The organism is Cellulomonas humilata (assembly GCF_030814415.1).
Lineage (GTDB): Bacteria > Actinomycetota > Actinomycetes > Actinomycetales > Cellulomonadaceae > Cellulomonas > Cellulomonas humilata_A.
The window spans coordinates 124,406-139,852 of the sequence record NZ_JAUSVB010000007.1; the positions used below are offsets into that span (position 1 = coordinate 124,406).

At 72.5% G+C, this 15,447-nt stretch carries 14 protein-coding genes; 7 read left to right on the plus strand and 7 right to left on the minus strand.

The annotated features are described in order from the left end of the window. Positions 1–3: 3 nt before the first annotated feature. The 4 genes from J2X26_RS21110 to J2X26_RS21125 all read right to left on the minus strand — a co-directional run bounded on the left by J2X26_RS21110 (position 4) and on the right by J2X26_RS21125 (position 4,916). The gene (locus J2X26_RS21110; RefSeq protein WP_307494722.1) at positions 4–1,149 is read right to left on the minus strand and encodes a Gfo/Idh/MocA family protein; all 1,146 of its coding nucleotides are present in this window, start codon (positions 1,147–1,149) and stop codon (positions 4–6) included. 104 nt (positions 1,150–1,253) lie between these two features. Further along, positions 1,254–2,303 (minus strand): substrate-binding domain-containing protein, encoded by a 1,050-nt coding sequence (locus J2X26_RS21115; RefSeq protein ID WP_307494680.1) that lies wholly within the window; start codon positions 2,301–2,303, stop codon positions 1,254–1,256. 52 nt (positions 2,304–2,355) lie between these two features. Further along, on the minus strand, positions 2,356–3,405 hold the full coding sequence (locus J2X26_RS21120) for an ABC transporter permease (protein WP_439897885.1): 1,050 nt from the start codon (positions 3,403–3,405) through the stop codon (positions 2,356–2,358). Beyond that, positions 3,402–4,916 (minus strand): sugar ABC transporter ATP-binding protein, encoded by a 1,515-nt coding sequence (locus tag J2X26_RS21125; protein WP_307494681.1) that lies wholly within the window; start codon positions 4,914–4,916, stop codon positions 3,402–3,404. Before J2X26_RS21125 ends, J2X26_RS21120 begins: the two co-directional genes overlap by 4 nt. 108 nt (positions 4,917–5,024) lie before the next feature. Here J2X26_RS21125 and J2X26_RS21130 point away from each other — a divergent pair, with 108 nt between their 5' ends. The 6 genes from J2X26_RS21130 to J2X26_RS21155 all read left to right on the plus strand — a co-directional run bounded on the left by J2X26_RS21130 (position 5,025) and on the right by J2X26_RS21155 (position 9,941). Then, complete coding sequence (locus J2X26_RS21130) at positions 5,025–6,194, plus strand: ROK family protein (protein ID WP_307494682.1); 1,170 nt, start codon at positions 5,025–5,027, stop codon at positions 6,192–6,194. Between the two features lie 11 nt (positions 6,195–6,205). Next, the gene (locus J2X26_RS21135) at positions 6,206–6,862 is read left to right on the plus strand and encodes a ThuA domain-containing protein (RefSeq protein ID WP_307494683.1); all 657 of its coding nucleotides are present in this window, start codon (positions 6,206–6,208) and stop codon (positions 6,860–6,862) included. 285 nt (positions 6,863–7,147) lie between these two features. Beyond that, complete coding sequence (locus tag J2X26_RS21140) at positions 7,148–7,441, plus strand: thiamine-binding protein (protein ID WP_307494684.1); 294 nt, start codon at positions 7,148–7,150, stop codon at positions 7,439–7,441. A gap of 4 nt (positions 7,442–7,445) precedes the next feature. Beyond that, complete coding sequence (locus tag J2X26_RS21145; RefSeq protein ID WP_307494685.1) at positions 7,446–8,228, plus strand: ABC transporter permease; 783 nt, start codon at positions 7,446–7,448, stop codon at positions 8,226–8,228. Beyond that, positions 8,225–9,214, plus strand: coding sequence for an ABC transporter substrate-binding protein (locus J2X26_RS21150; protein WP_307494686.1), 990 nt, complete (start codon positions 8,225–8,227; stop codon positions 9,212–9,214). The genes J2X26_RS21145 and J2X26_RS21150 overlap by 4 nt, the downstream gene beginning before the upstream one ends. After that, positions 9,192–9,941, plus strand: a complete 750-nt coding sequence (locus J2X26_RS21155) for an ABC transporter ATP-binding protein (RefSeq protein ID WP_307494687.1) — start codon at positions 9,192–9,194, stop codon at positions 9,939–9,941. The genes J2X26_RS21150 and J2X26_RS21155 overlap by 23 nt, the downstream gene beginning before the upstream one ends. On the opposite strand, the gene J2X26_RS21160 is transcribed toward J2X26_RS21155, so the two are convergent. Beyond that, on the minus strand, positions 9,936–11,228 hold the full coding sequence (locus J2X26_RS21160) for an MFS transporter (protein WP_307494688.1): 1,293 nt from the start codon (positions 11,226–11,228) through the stop codon (positions 9,936–9,938). The genes J2X26_RS21155 and J2X26_RS21160 overlap by 6 nt on opposite strands. A 52-nt stretch (positions 11,229–11,280) precedes the next feature. Here J2X26_RS21160 and J2X26_RS21165 point away from each other — a divergent pair, with 52 nt between their 5' ends. Next, positions 11,281–11,907 carry a winged helix-turn-helix transcriptional regulator gene (locus tag J2X26_RS21165; protein ID WP_307494689.1) on the plus strand — a complete coding sequence of 209 codons (627 nt, stop codon included), beginning with the start codon at positions 11,281–11,283 and terminating at the stop codon, positions 11,905–11,907. Here J2X26_RS21165 and J2X26_RS21170 read toward each other — a convergent pair. Both J2X26_RS21170 and ligA read right to left on the minus strand, forming a co-directional pair. After that, positions 11,904–13,205 (minus strand): GNAT family N-acetyltransferase, encoded by a 1,302-nt coding sequence (locus J2X26_RS21170; RefSeq protein ID WP_307494690.1) that lies wholly within the window; start codon positions 13,203–13,205, stop codon positions 11,904–11,906. The two genes, J2X26_RS21165 and J2X26_RS21170, sit on opposite strands and share 4 nt — an antisense overlap. Before the next feature lies 1 nt (position 13,206). Then, positions 13,207–15,411 (minus strand): NAD-dependent DNA ligase LigA, encoded by a 2,205-nt coding sequence (gene ligA / locus J2X26_RS21175; protein WP_439897886.1) that lies wholly within the window; start codon positions 15,409–15,411, stop codon positions 13,207–13,209. Between the last annotated feature and the right edge of the window lie 36 nt (positions 15,412–15,447).

The following is a 15,447-nucleotide window of genomic DNA, read 5'->3' on the forward strand; positions in this document are numbered from 1 at the left end:
GGGTCAGCTCTCCTTCTGCACAGAGGTCCACGTGCTGTCGTTCGCGGCGGACTGCTCGACGGCGGCCAGCACGCGCTGCACGACGAGCCCGTCGGCGAAGCTGGGCACCGGCTGCCGGTGCTCGGCGATCGCGGTGATGAGGTCCACCGCCTGGTGCGTGAACGCGTGCTCGTACCCGAGGCCGTGACCCGGCGGCCACCAGGCTGCCACGTAGGCGTGCTCGGGCTCGGTCACGACGATCCGCCGGAACCCCGCCTCGGGTGCGGGCTGCGTCGCGTCGAAGTAGTGCAGGACGTTCATGTCCTCGAAGTCGAACGCGAGGGACCCGTGCGACCCGTTGATCTCCAGGCGGATCGCGTTCTTGCGGCCCCACGCGAACCGGGTCGCCTCGAACGTCGCCAGTCCCCCGCCGGACATCCGGCCGAGGAAGATCGCGGCGTCGTCCACCGTCACGGGACCGGTCTCGGTGCCCGACGCGGTGCCGTGCAGACCACCGAACGAGTCCGCGACCGGGCGCTCCTTGACGAACGTCTCGAGCACGGCCGAGACGCCCGTGACGGACTCCCCGGTGACGAACTGGGCGAGGTCGACGATGTGCGCGCCGATGTCCCCGAGCGCCCCGGAGCCGGCCTTCTGCTTGTCCAGCCGCCATGACAGCGGCGCCTGCGGATCGGCGATCCAGTCCTGCAGGTACTGCGCGCGCACGTGCCGGACGGTGCCGATCCGACCGTCCGTCACCAGGGTGCGGGCCAGCTGGATCGCGGGGACGCGCCGGTACGTGAAGCCGACCATCGCGAGACCGGTGCTGGACTCGGCCGCGCGGACCATCGCCTCGGCCTCCTGCACCGAGTTGGCCAGCGGCTTCTCGCACAGCACGTGCTTGCCGGCCTCGAGCGCCGCGATCGCGATCTCGGCGTGTGTGTCACCCGGGGTGCAGATGTCGACCAGGTCGATGTCGTCGCGGGAGACCAGGGCCTTCCAGTCGGTCTCCGTGCTGGACCAGCCCAGCTTCGTCGCCGCGGCGGTCACGGCGGCCTCGTCGCGACCCGCGACCGCGGCCATGTCCGGACGCAGCGGGAGGTCGAAGAACCGGGGGGCGTTGCGCCAGGCCTGCGAGTGCGCGACGCCCATGAACGCGTACCCGACCATGCCGATGCCCAGGCGTGGGACTGCTTCTGTCACGGCTCCTCCTCGCGGCCCGTGCCCCGGGCGGGTTCCCTGCGGAGGGGAACCCGCCCGGCTCGGTGGGAGACTCAGGACTCGAAGGCCGTCGGCAGGTACTGGTCGACGTTCTCCTTGGTCACCACGGGTGCGTAGAGCTGGACCGTGCGCGGCACCTCGACCTCGACCAGGTCGCTCATCGACTTGCCCTGCACCAGCAGGCGGGCCAGCTTGATGCCGTCGGCGGCCTGCGTGGACGGGTAGATGACCGTCGCCTTGAGGACGGAGTCGTCGGCCTTGATGGCCTCCATGACGTTCTTCGAGCCGGCGCCGCCGACCATGATGAACTCGTCGCGGCCCGCGTTCTCGATGGCCGCCATGACGCCGACGCCCTGGTCGTCGTCGTGGTTCCAGATGGCGTCGAGCTGCGGCGCCGCCTGCAGCAGGTTGGCCGCGGCGGCCTCCCCGCCCTGGACGGTGAAGTCGGCCGCCACGCGGTTGCTCACCTCGAGGCCGCAGGCCGCGAGCGCGTCCGAGAAGCCCCGGCTGCGGTCCTGCGTCAGCGGAAGGTTGTCGATGCCGGCGATCTCGGCGACCTTGGCGTCCGGGTTGCCGCCCACCTCGCCGCAGATGTACGCGCCGGCGCTGACGCCCATGCCGTAGTTGTCCCCCAGCACGGTGGTGCGGGCGGCGTCCGGGTCCTCGAACTCGCGGTCGACGTTGATGACGACGATCCCGGCCTGCATGGCCTTGATGGCGACCTCGGTGAGCGCCGCGCCGTCGAACGGCAGCAGGACGATGGCGTCGACGCCGTCGTTGATGAACTGCTCGACCTGGCTGATCTGCAGGTTCACGTCGTTGGTGGCCTCGGCCTGGACCAGCTCGACGTCGGAGTACTTGGCGGCCTCGTCGACGGCCGACTTGGTGATGGAGCCCATCCAGCCGTGGTCGGCGGCGGGGGCGGAGAAGCCGATGACGACCTTGTCGCCGGGCTCGTCGTTGCTGCCGGCGGCGGCCGCGGGTGCCGGGGCCTCGCCGGTGTCCTCGGCCTCGGGGGTGTTGGACGTGCAGCCGACGACGAGTGCGAGAGCTGCGGCGGTGCCGGCGGCGGCGAGCCACTTACGGCGCATAGCTGTGGACATGACGATCCTCCTTGATCGGTACGGGTGTGGTGCAGGGGCGGAGCTGGTGAGGTCAGGTTCCGGCGCGGGAGCGCTCGGCGATGCGCTGCTGGAGCAGCACGGCGACGACGATGATCACGCCCTTGGCGATCGCCTGTGCCGAGATGGACAGGTTGTTCTGCGTGAACACGTTGCTGAGCGTCGAGAAGATGAGGACGCCCAGGACGGTGCCGACGATGGTGCCGCGGCCACCGATGAGCAGGGTGCCGCCGATGACGACGGCGGCGATCGCGTCGAGCTCGTAGAGCTGGCCGTTGGTGGAGCTGCCGGCGGTGGTGCGGCCGAGCATCATCACGCCACCGATACCGGCGGTGAGACCGCACAGGGCGTAGAGGTACATCGTGTGGCGCTTGACCTTGATGCCCGCGAGCCGCGCGGCCTCGGGGTTGCCACCGACCGCGATGGTCCGCCGGCCGAACGTGGTGCGGTTGAGCAGGATCCACCCCGCCACGGACACGAGGAGGAAGATCCAGACGAGCATCGGTACGCCGAGTGGCGACGACCGGGCGAAGTCGAGGAAGCCGTCGACCTCGACGATCTGGGTCTGCCGGTTGGCGATGATCTCCGCCAGCCCGCGGGCGGACACGAGCATGGCCAGGGTCGCGATGAACGCGACCACCTTCCCGTAGGCGATGAGCACGCCGTTGATCAGGCCTGCCCCGAGCCCGACGCCGAGCCCGCACAGGACGATGACGATCCAGTGGAAGTCGTTCGCCATGGTCTGCGTGGCGAGCGTGGACGCCCACACCGACGCCAGCCCGATGACGGAGCCGACCGACAGGTCGATGCCGCCCCCGGTGATGACGAAGGTCATCCCGATGCTGATCACCCCGACCACCGACGCGAGCCGGAGGATGGTGAGCAGGTTGTCGATGCTGGCGAACCGCTCGCCGGCGGTGATGACGCCGAAGATGCACAGCGCCACCAGCGCGATCACCAGCCCGAGGTTGCGGCCGGTGGCTCCCTTCAGGAGTCCCCCGCGCTTGCCGTCCCCCGACTTCGCGACCTGTTCGACCCGGGCCGACTCGTCGGCAGCCGGGACTGTCACGTCATGCTCGCTCACGCGGCACTTCCTTCCATGACGAGGTCGAGCACGCGGTGCTCGTCGATGCCGGACGCCGGTCCGTCGTGGACCACACGCCCTTCGGAGATGACCAGGACGCGGTCGGACAGGCCGATCACCTCCGGGATGTCGCTCGAGACGACCACCACGGCGGCGCCCTGAGCGGCCAGATCGGCGATCAGGCCGTAGATCTCTGCGCGGGCGCCGACGTCGACGCCGCGGGTGGGCTCGTCGAGCAGCAGCACCCGGCAGCCGTGCACGAGCCAGCGCGCGAGCAGGACCTTCTGCTGGTTGCCGCCGGACAGGGTCCGCGCGCTGCGGTCGGGGTCCGACGGCCGCACGTCGAGCGACTGGATCTGCTCGCGCGCCACCTTGCGCTCGGCGCCCTCGTCGAGGAACGACGCGTTGGCGTTGCGCGCGAAGGTCGAGAGCGTGATGTTGCGGTAGACCGGCTCGTCGAGGATCAGACCCTGGCTCTTGCGCTCCTCGGGGCACAGGCCGATCCCGGCGGTGACCGCGTCGCTGACCGAGCCGGCGCGGAGCTTCTTCTCCGAGACCTGCACGGTGCCGGCCGTGGCCTTGCGGGCGCCGAACACGGTCTCCAAGATCTCGGTGCGACCCGAGCCGACGAGCCCGGCGAGCCCGACGACCTCGCCGGCACGCACCTCGAACGAGACGTCGCTGAACGACCCGCGCAGCGCGAGCCCGTCGACCTTGAGCACGGTCGCGGCGTCTGCCGCCACGGTGTCCCGGGCCGGGATGGCGTACTCGACGTTGCGACCGGTCATGAGCTTGATGAGCTCGGCCGTGGGCGTCTGCGCGACCGGCAGACCCGTCGCGACGGTCCGACCGTCCTTGAGCACGGTGATCCGGTCGCCGATCTGCCGGATCTCGTCGAGGCGGTGGGAGATGTACACGACGGCCACGCCCGAGGCGGTGAGCTCGCGGACCACGCGGAACAGGTTGGTGACCTCCTCCGCGTCGAGGACGGCCGACGGCTCGTCCATGACGATCACGCGGGCGTCGTGCGACAGGGCTCGCGCCATGCTGACGATCTGCTTGCCGGCGGCCGAGAGCCGGCCGACCTCGCGGTTCGGGGACATGTCGCCGTGGCCGAGGCGAGTGAGCAGCGCCCGGGTGTTCGCGGTGGCGGCGCGCCGCTGGGAGAAGCCGCCGGTCGCCAGCTCGTGGCCGAGGTAGATGTTCTCCGCGACGGACAGGCCGTCGACGACGTCGAGCTCCTGGTACATCGTCGCGATGCCGAGCTTGAGGCCGGCGACCGGGTGCGTGATGGTGACCGGCGTGCCGTCCACGAGGATCTCGCCCTCGGTCGGCTGGTGGGCGCCGGCGAGCACCTTGATGAGCGTCGACTTGCCGGCGCCGTTCTGGCCCAGGAGGCAGTGGACCTCGCCGGCCCGGATCTCCAGGTCGACGCCGTCCAGCGCCCGGGCTCCCGGGAACTGCTTCACGATTCCGCGCATCTGCAGCAGTGGCGGGTCTTCGTTGACCATGAGCAGGAACGTAGAACCACTTCTGTCGCCGGTCAAGCAAAAGTCGCTACCTTTGTGGCACAGTTACACGAACGTGACCTACAGAAGGCGGAATGGTTCACTGTGCGCATGGACGAGCTACTGAAGTTCGCTCCTCGGCCGACGGGCGCCGGGGAGATGTTCCAGCTCCTCCGTGACCGCCAGCCGCGGACCCGGTCCGACCTGGCCACCCTGACCGGGCAAGCGCGTTCCACGATCGCCGCCCGGGTGGACCTCCTGCTGTCCTCCGGGTTCGTCGCGCCGGCCGGCGAGGCCACCTCGACCGGCGGACGCCCGCCCGCAACCTTCGCGTTCAACCCCGCCGCACGCGTCGTGCTGGCCGTCGACCTCGGCGCCACCCACTCGCGCCTCGCGCTGACGGACCTGGTGGGCACGGTCCTGGCCGAGCACCACGAGCCCGTCGCGATCGCGGAGGGACCCGGCCCCGTGCTGGACCGCGTCGTCGAGCTGGGTCTCGAGCTGCTCAGCACCGCCGGACGCCCGCTCAGCGACCTGGTCAGCGTCGGGGTGGGCCTGCCCGGCCCCGTCGAGCACTCGACCGGGCGGCCGATCAACCCGCCGATCATGCCCGGCTGGGACGACGCCGACGTGCCCGGGCTCCTGTCCCGCAAGCTGCGCGTCCCCGTCCTCGTGGACAACGACGTCAACGTCATGGCCCTCGGCGAGCACACGTCGCAGTGGCCGGAGGTCGACCACCTCCTGTTCGTGAAGGTGGCGACGGGCATCGGTGCCGGGATCATCTCCGACGGCCAGATCCGCCGTGGCGCCCAAGGTGCGGCGGGCGACCTCGGCCACATCGCCGTCCCCGGCGGGCTCGACCTTCCGTGCCGCTGCGGCAACACCGGGTGTCTCGAGGCGGTCGCCAGCGGGCCGGCCATCGCCAACGCCCTGGCCAACGCCACGACCAGCGCCGACGTCGTGGCGCTCGTGCGGGCCGGGGACGTCGACGCCAGCCGCGAGGTGCGGGCCGCCGGCCGGCACATCGGCGAGGTACTCGCTGCGTGCGTGAGCATGCTGAACCCGTCGGTCATCGTCATCGGCGGCGTCGTGGCCGAGGCCGGGGAGCACCTGCTCGCCGGCATCCGCGAGGTGGTGTACCGCCGGTCGCTGCCGTTGGCCACGCAGCACCTGCGCATCGTCGCGTCCCGCACCAAGGGCCGCGCCGGGGTGCTCGGCGCGAGCGCCATGGCCTCCGAGCACGTGCTGTCCGCCGCCGCCATCGACGCCCTGATCAGCTAGGAGACCCCGTCGTGACCGAGCAACGCCGAGCCCTCGTCGTTCGTGGCGGGTGGGACGGGCACGCGCCCGAGGAAGCCGTCGACCTGTTCGTGCCGTTCCTGCGCGAGCACGACTTCGACGTGGTCGTCGAGGGTTCGCTCGAGGCCTACGCGGACCCCGACCTCATGGCCGCCACGGACCTCGTGGTCCAGTGCTGGACCATGGGCGACATCCTCGCGGACGAGCTGCGCGGCCTGCGCACCGCCGTCGCCGCCGGCACCGGTTTCGCCGGGTGGCACGGCGGGATCATCGACTCGTTCCGGGTCGCCACGGACTATCTCCAGCTCGTCGGCGCGCAGTTCGCCGCCCACCCCGGGGGCGCCCTGGTCGAGCACACGATCTCCGTCACCGGCGACCACCCGATCGTCGAGGGCGTGCACGACTTCACGCTGCGCTCCGAGCAGTACTGGCTGCTGACCGACCCGCTCAACGACGTGCTGGCGACGACCACGATCACGCCGGGTCCCGACGACCCGTGGCACCGGCCCGTCACGTCCCCCGCCGTCTGGACCCGTCGCTGGGGCGCCGGCCGCGTGTTCGTCTGCGCACCGGGGCACCTGCTGGCGGACCTCGAGGTGCCCGCGGTGCGGACGATCATCGAGCGCGGCCTGCTCTGGGCCGCTCGCTGAGCCGTCCGATCAGTGAGAAGGCGACCGCCGGTCCCGTCCGGTCCGGGTAGGTTCGTCCTGCCAACGCAGGGGAGCTCGGGACAGCCGGGCTGAGAGGACGAGCCGCGACACCACAGGTGTCAGCGCACGTCGACCCGAGAACCTGAACTGGGTAATGCCAGCGGAGGGATGCGCCACCGAGCGCGGCGTGGGCGGTCACCCGGCCGTCGCCGGGCCTCCGTCGTCGTCGTCCCCGGACCGGTGGACCTGTGCTGCGTGCCCGGTCCGACCACCCGGAGGAACACCGTGCTCGCACAGATCCAGGTCTCTCCCCGCCCGAGCGGGACCGACGACGACCGGTACGCCTACGTCGACGCCGCCATCGCCGTCATCCAGCAGTCCGGCCTCGTCTACGAGGTCGGTGCCATGGGCACCACCATCCAGGGCACGCCCGACCAGATCTGGCCGCTGCTGCGCGCCGTGCACGAGGCGACCGTGCATGCAGGCGCGTCGGCCGTGTCCAGCGTGATCAAGGTGGGGCAGGGCAAGGACGACGCAGGACCCACCATCGCGGACCTCGTGGGCAAGTTCCGGGCCTGACGCCGTGCACCGCTGGCGTCGTCTCGTCGCGCCGTCGGTGGCCGGGCTCGTGCTGCTCGTCGGCTGGGAGGTCGGGGTCCGCCTGTCGGGCCTCCCGGCCTTCGTCCTCCCTCCGCCGTCGCAGGTCGCCCGCACCGCGGTGGAGGTCGCACCTCTGCTCGGGACCGACGTCGTCACGACCCTGACGGAGGCCGGCCTCGGGCTGCTCGTCGGGGCCGTGGTCGGGCTGCTGCTCGCCGTGCTCATCGCGGCGTTCCCCTGGGTGTCGGACACCGTCTACCCGCTGGTCACGCTCACCCAGACCGTGCCGACCGTCGTGCTCGCACCCCTGCTCATCCTGTGGGCCGGGTTCGGGCTGCTGCCCAAGGTGGTGCTCGTCGCGCTCACGGCGTTCTTCCCGGTGCTCGTCGCGGCCGTGACGGCGATGGCCGCCGTGGACGCGGAGCACGCCGAGATGGTCGCCGGGCTGGGCGGCACCCGCCGGCACCAGTTCTGGCTCGTCCAGCTCCCCGCGTCGGTTCCCGGCGCGCTCGGCGGCCTGCGCGTGGCCGCGACGTACGCGATCGGCGCGGCCGTCGTCGCCGAGTACCTCGCCGGCCAGAGCGGCCTCGGCGTGTTCGTCCAGCGCTCGCGCAAGGGCTACGAGGTCGACCAGATCCTCGTCGCCGTCGCCCTCGTGGCCGTGCTCACCGGCCTGCTGTTCCTGCTCGTCGACGGCCTCGCGCGGCTCGCCACGCCGTGGCAGCGGCCGTCGCTCCCCTCTCGTCCTGGAAGGACCCCCTTGTGAGAACCCGTCTCCTCGCTGCTGCCGCGAGCCTCTCGCTGCTCACCGCCTGCACTGCAGTCGCCGCCGACGAACCCGCCCTGCGGCCCGTGTCCGTCATCCTCGACTGGACGCCGAACACCAACCACTCCGGCCTCTACCTCGCCCAGGCACGCGGCTACTTCGCCGACGCGGGGATCGACCTGACGATCGTCGAGCCCGGGGACACGTCCGGCCTGCAGCTGCTCGCCGCGGGCAAGGCCGACTTCGCCTTCTCGGTGGCCGAAGGCCTCGTCCCCGCTCGCGAGCAGGGGGCCGAGGTCGTCTCGGTGGCGACCGTCATCCAGCACAACACCTCCAGCCTGATCTCCCTGACCGAGACCGGTCTGGAACGCCCACGCGACCTCGCCGGCCACTCGTACGGGTCGTACGGGTCGGAGCTCGAGGAGGCGCTCATCCGCACGCTCGTCGAGTGCGACGGCGGCGACCCGGACGCCGTCGAGCTCACGCCGCTGTCCAGCGACGACTTCCGGATCGGTCTGACGGAGCACCAGTTCGACACCGCCTGGGTGTTCGACGCCTGGGACACCATCCGGCTCGGCCAGATCGACGGCCTGGACGTGTCGACGATCCCGTTCATCGACTACACCGACTGCATCCCCGACTGGTACACGCCGCTGGTCGCGACCTCCCAGCAGCACCTCGACGACGACCCCGAGCTGGTCCGCGACTTCCTCGCCGCCCTCACGCACGGGTACGAGGACGCCATCGCGGAGCCGCAGGCCGCCGCCGATGCGATCCACGAGGCGGCACCCGAGATCGACGCGGAGCTGCTCACGCTGAGCGCGCAGTGGCTCGCACCCCGCTACACCGACGACCCGGAGCACTGGGGCGTCCAGGAGGCGTCGGTCTGGGACGACTTCGTCGGGTTCCTGCAGGACAACGACCTCGCCGACGCGGGGTTCGACACCGATGCGGCGTGGACCGATGACTACCTCCCTGTCGACTGACGCGCCGAGCACGTCCGCCCTGGCCCGCGAGGTCATCGGGCTGACCGTGACCTTCCCAGGCGACCTCGTCGCACTGCAGGACGTCGACCTGCAGGTGCGCGTCGGGGAGTTCGTCGCGGTCGTCGGGCCGTCCGGCTGCGGCAAGTCGACGCTGCTGCGCGTCCTCGCTGGCCTGACACCGACCGGCGCGACGGTGACCGGCACGACTGCCGGCACCACACCCGCAGCATGGATGCCCCAGCGCGACGGGCTGCTCCCGTGGCGGCGGGCGCTGCCGAACGCGCTGGTCGGGGCCCGGATCGCGGGCATCGACCGGGACGTCGCCGATGCCAGGGCTCGGGCGCTGTTCGACGAGTTCGGGCTGGCGGGGTTCGAGCGGGCGTGGCCGCACGAGCTGTCGGGCGGCATGCGCCAGCGCCTCGCGCTGCTGCGGACCTGCCTGCCGGGGCGCCCCGTGCTGCTCCTCGACGAGCCGTTCGGCGCGCTCGACGCGATTACCCGGCGCCGCATGAACGCGTGGCTCGCGGGCCTCGACCTCGCAGGTCACGGGCGTGCGGTCGTGCTGGTGACGCACGACGTCGACGAGGCGCTGCTGCTGGCGGACCGCGTGGTGGTGCTCTCCGACCGCCCGGGTCGCGTGGTCCTCGACCTGCCCGTGCCGCGGGAGGGCACGGACGGGGCACGGCATGCTCTGCTCGACGCGCTCGACCCGCAGGGGCGGTCATGACGCCTCCACGCTGACGGTCGAGCGGTCGGTGCGCAGGGCCGTACCGACGACAAGGCCGAGAACGGCGACACCCGCAGCCGCGATGAGCGCACTGCGGGTGTCGCCGATCGTCGACAGCACGGCGACGCCGAGCGCCCCGCCGACCGCGAACGACGTGTCCGCGATCCCGGCGGCCAGGCCCGCGTCGTCGGCCGCCGCCCCGGACACCGCAGCGATCTGGGCGCTCACGAAGGCCGCGCCGAGGCCCGCTCCGAACACGACCAGGCCGACGACGGGGGGCAGCGTCGTCAGCGCGACGCTGCCGACCGCGAGCAGCGCGGTGCCGGCCACGGCCACGGACCGCACCCCGGCCCGGGTGACGACCGCCTGCCCGGCGAAGGACCCGACCACCGAGGCGACCGTCATCGCGGCGGTCGTCAGCCCGAACCGCACCGGCGACATGTCCGACTCCTGCGCGTCGAGCGCCAGCACCAGCAGGACCCCGTCCACGCACATCCCGGCCACCAGCAGTAGGATGTTCCCGGCGACGAGCCGTCGCGACCGCACCACGCGCCACGGGACCAGCGGAGCGACCGCGCGCCGCTCGACCAGGACGAAGACCGCCATCAGCAGGGCGGCGGCCACCAGCGCGGGCCACGACGCCTCCGTGATGGCCAGGACGAGGAGCACGAGCGACGAGGTCACGGTCACCGCGCCGGTCAGGTCGAAGGAGCGGGGGCCGCCCGACCTCGCGGCGTCCTTCGGGAGCAGTCGGCGCGACGCCGCGAGCAGCAGGATGCCGACCGGCAGGTTGACCAGGAAGATCCACTGCCATCCCCACAGCTGCGTGATCGGCCCGCCCAGCAGCAGCCCGGCCGTCCCGCCGACCCCGCCGATCCCGCCCCAGACGCCGAGCGCCCGGTTGCGCTCCGGCCCGGGCTCGAACGTCGTCAGCAGCAGCGACAACGCCGTCGGCGCCATGACGGCCGCACCCGCCCCCTGCAGGACGCGCGCGGCCACCAGCACCACCGGCTCATCCGCCTGGGCGCAGACCAGCGACGCGACGGTGAAGATCGCGATGCCCACCAGGAACACCCGGCGGCGGCCGAGCAGATCAGCCACCCGCCCCCCGAACAGCAGGAGCCCGCCGAACGTCACGAGGTAGGCGCTGAGCACCCACTGCACGTCGCCGGGCGCGAACGCGAGCTCGTCGGCGATCGACGGGAGCGCGACGTACACGATCGTGCTGTCGAGGACGACGACGAAGAACGCCGTGCCGAGCACCACCAGGGTCCAGGTCTTGTGCATGTTGCACAGTAGGACTGCTTAGTTAGTAATAACAACCCCCTAGTATGCCTCCATGACGCGCACGTACGACGACGGCTGCGGGATCGCCCACGCGCTCGACCTGGTGGGGGAACGGTGGGCGCTGCTCGTCGTCCGGGAGCTGCTCCTGGGACCCAAGCGGTTCTCCGACCTGCGCGCGGGCCTGCCGGGGGTCAGCGCGAACATCCTGAGCCAGCGGCTGCGCGAGCTCGACGCCGAGGGGATCGTCGAGCGCACCACGCTGCCACCCCCGGCCGGCGTCGCCGTGTACGCGCTGACGCCTCGCGGCGCCGAGCTCGAACCCGTGGTCCTCGCGCTCGGAGCGTGGGGCGTCCGCTCCCCCACCCTGCCCCGCGACGCCCACGTCGGGGTCGACTCGGTGATCCTGTCGCTGGCCGCGCAGCTCACCCACACCGACCCGCCCGCCGCCTACGAGCTGCGACTGGGCCAGTACCGGTTCGCCGTCCGGCTGCACGACGGCCGCGTCGACGTCGCACGCGGCTCCGCCGAGGCGCCGGAGGCCGTCATCACGACCACACCCCGGGAGCTCGACGCGATCGTGTCCGGCGACCGCACGCTGGCCGACGTCGTCGCAGCCGGAGAGGCGACCGTCGAGGGCGACGAGCTCGCAGCCGCCCGCTTCGCCACGTACTTCGCCTAGCTCCGCTCCCGGTAGACGTACCGCTCCGCCGGCCGGAACCCGAGCGCCGTGTAGAGCGCCCCTGCGGCGGTGTTCTCGGCCTCGACCTGCAGGAACGCCCGCCGGGCACCCCGCTGCGCAGCCTCGTCGAGCGCCCGCTCGGTCAGGTACCGCCCGAGCCCGTGGCGACGAGCGGCCTGCGCGACGACGAGGCACGACAGCGCGACCCACTCCTCGGCGAACGCCGCACGGATCACCCCGACCAGTCCCGTTGCGTCCGTCGCCGTGAGGTACACGGCGGGCGCCCCGCCGAGCACGCTGCGGGCCAGGGAGAGGCTCGCGTCGTCGGCCTCCGCCGCGGCGCCGGTGGCGTGCAGCCGGGCCTTGGAGCCGGACCACGCCGCGAGCCACGCGTCGCCGGGTCGGTCCGCGACCGCGACCCGCACCGGTCCGGCGGCCGTGCGGACGGCGCCGTGGCGCGGTTCGAGCCCGTCGAGCTCCCGCACCAGCACGTCGGTCCGGGACATGACCTCGTAGTCGCGCAGCGCGAGCAGGTCGTCCAGGCCCCGCGGCGACGCGCGGCACACGCGCACGATCGAGGGCTGCCCTTCAGCCGCGTAGAGCTCCTCGACCCGGTCGAGCGTCGCCGTGACGTCGGGCGGCGTGCCGAGCGGCAGGACGCTGTTCGCACGGCGCGTCAGCCCGCCGGACAGACCCACACGCCAGCCGTCCACGTCGACCACCCGGGCCGGCGGCCACGTCGCGGACTCGACCAGCGCACCGGGCGCGTCCGGCGCGGTCCACGTGTGCACGCGCAGGTGCACCTCGACGTGCCCCCAGTCGCGCTCCGGGACGGCCACGAACCCGAGCCGCTGGTACAGGCGCTGTGCGGCCTGCATCGAGTCGAGCGTCGACAGCACCACCCGCGTCGCACCGCCGGCGACCGCCTCGCGCAGCGCGGCCGACACCAGGAGCTCAGCGATGCCGCGGCGCCGGGCCTCCGGCGCGACCGCGAGCATCCGGATCTCCAGCTCGCCCGGCTCCGCGACCTCGGCGTAGGACGTGCCGTACGGGGCGAGCGTCACGGTGCCGACGACCACCAGGTCGTCGTCCCGGACGTTCGCACCGTCGCCCTCCCCCGGAGGGATCAGCGCGACCAGCAGCGTCGCCTCCCGTGCCCGCCGCTCGGCGTCCCGCAGCTCGTCGGCGTAGGAATCGCTCGCGTCGACCAGGCGGTCCGCGAGGTACGCCTCGGCGGTCAGCGCCCCGGCGTCCGCCACCTGCGCGCCGGCCGCGACCCGGACCACGGCACCGGTCACGTCATGCCTCCGGCTCGTCGACCCGCTCGTCCGCCGCCGGGCTGTCCCCCACGCCTGCCGGCCCCTCCGCCAGCAGCCGCTCGAAGCCCGCCTCGTCCAGGATCCGCAGCCCGAGCTCGCGCGCCTTGGCCTCCTTGGACCCCGCGTTCTCGCCGACCACCACGTAGTCCGTCTTCTTGGAGACGCTGCCCGCCGACTTGCCGCCGCGCGCCAGGATCGCCTCCTTCGCGCCGTCCCGGCTGAACCGCTCGAGCCCGCCGGTGACCACGACGGTCAGCCCTTCGAGCGTGCGCGGCGCGGACTCGTCGCGCTCCTCCTGCATCCGCACCCCGGCGGCGGCCCACTTCTCGACGATCGCCGCGTGCCACTTGTCGTCCTCGCCCGGCTGCTCGAACCAGGACACCACCGCCGCCGCGATCGTCGGACCGACACCCTCGGCCGCGCCGATCTCCTCCTCGGTCGCGGTGGCGATCGCCGGGATCGACGCGAAGTGCTGCGCGAGCGCCCGCGCGGCGGTCGGGCCGACGTGCCGGATGGACAGCGCCACGATCACGCGCCAGAGCGCAGCCTCCTTGGCCTTCTCCAGGTTGCCGAGCAGCGCCGCACCGGTCGCGTTGAGGTCTCCCGCCTCGCGGACGGCGCCGGCCACCTTGGAGCGGGCCGACAGCGTGAACAGCGGCACCTTGCGCAACGCGTCCGCGTCGAGCGCGAACAGGTCGCCCTCGTCGGTCACCACCCCGGCGGTCAGCAACGCGCTGGCGGCCTCCCAGCCGAGCGCCTCGATGTCGAACGCGCCGCGGGACGCGACGTGGAACAGCCGCTCGCGCAGCTGCGACGGGCAGGACCGCTGGTTGGGGCAGCGGATGTCGACGTCGCCCTCCTTCGCGGGCGCCAGCGGGGTGCCGCACGAGGGGCACTCGGTCGGCATGACGAACGCGCGCTCGGTGCCGTCCCGCAGGTCCACCACGGGCCCGACGATCTCGGGGATGACGTCCCCGGCCTTGCGCAGCACCACCGTGTCGCCGATGAGCACGCCCTTGCGGGCCACCTCGCTCGCGTTGTGCAGCGTCGCCATCTCGACCGTCGAGCCCGACACGAACACCGGCTCCATCACGCCGAACGGCGTCACGCGCCCGGTGCGCCCCACGTTCACGCGGATGTCGAGGAGCTTGGTGTTCACCTCCTCGGGCGGGTACTTGTACGCGATCGCCCAGCGCGGCGCCCGGCTGGTGGACCCGAGCCGGCGCTGCAGCGCGATCTCGTCGACCTTCATCACGATGCCGTCGATCTCGTGCTCGACGTCGTGCCGGTGCTCGCCGTAGTAGGCGATCATCTCCCGCACCCCGTCGAGCCCCTCGACGATGCGCGTGTGCCCCGAGACCGGGACGCCCCAGCCGGCCAGCAGGTCGTAGACCTGCGACTGCCGCTCGATCCCGGTGCCCTGCCCGGCGCCCCAGACCAGCGCGCCGATGCCGTGCGCGTACATCCGCAGGTCCCGCGACGCGGTGACCCGAGGGTCCTTCTGCCGCAGCGAGCCGGCGGCCGCGTTGCGCGGGTTGGCGAACGGGCTCTTGCCCGCCTCCACCTGCGACGCGTTGAGCTCCGCGAACGCCGCGACCGGCAGGAACACCTCGCCACGGATCTCGATCCGCTCCGGGTGCGTCGCCGGGTCCCCACCGAGCACGTCGGGGATCGTCGAGATCGTCCGGACGTTCAGCGTGACGTCCTCGCCGGTGCGCCCGTCCCCGCGGGTCGCAGCCCGGACCAGCCGGCCCTTCTCGTACAGCAGCGCGATGGCCAGCCCGTCGATCTTCAGCTCGCACAGGTAGTGGATGGACGCGTCCGACTCCAGGTCCCGGTGCAGCCGGCCCGCCCAGGTGGCGATGTCCTCGTCGGAGAACGCGTTGTCCAGCGAGAGCATCCGCTCGACGTGCGCGACCGACGCGAACTCCGTCGAGAACGTGCCGCCCACGCGCTGCGTCGGCGAGTCCGGCGTTCGCAGCCCCGGGTGCTCGTCCTCCAGCGCCTGGAGCTCCCGGAGCCGCTCGTCGTACTCCTTGTCCGAGGACACGGGCGCGTCGCGGATGTAGTACGCGAACTGGTCCGCCTCGATCAGGGCGGCCAGCTCGGCCCACCGGTGACGGGCGTGCGCGGGGATCTCGGTCTCGGCGGACGCGCTCACAGGCGCGGGTGCTTCGTCGCTCACCAGCCCATCCTCTCGCGCACCGCCCACACCTGCGGT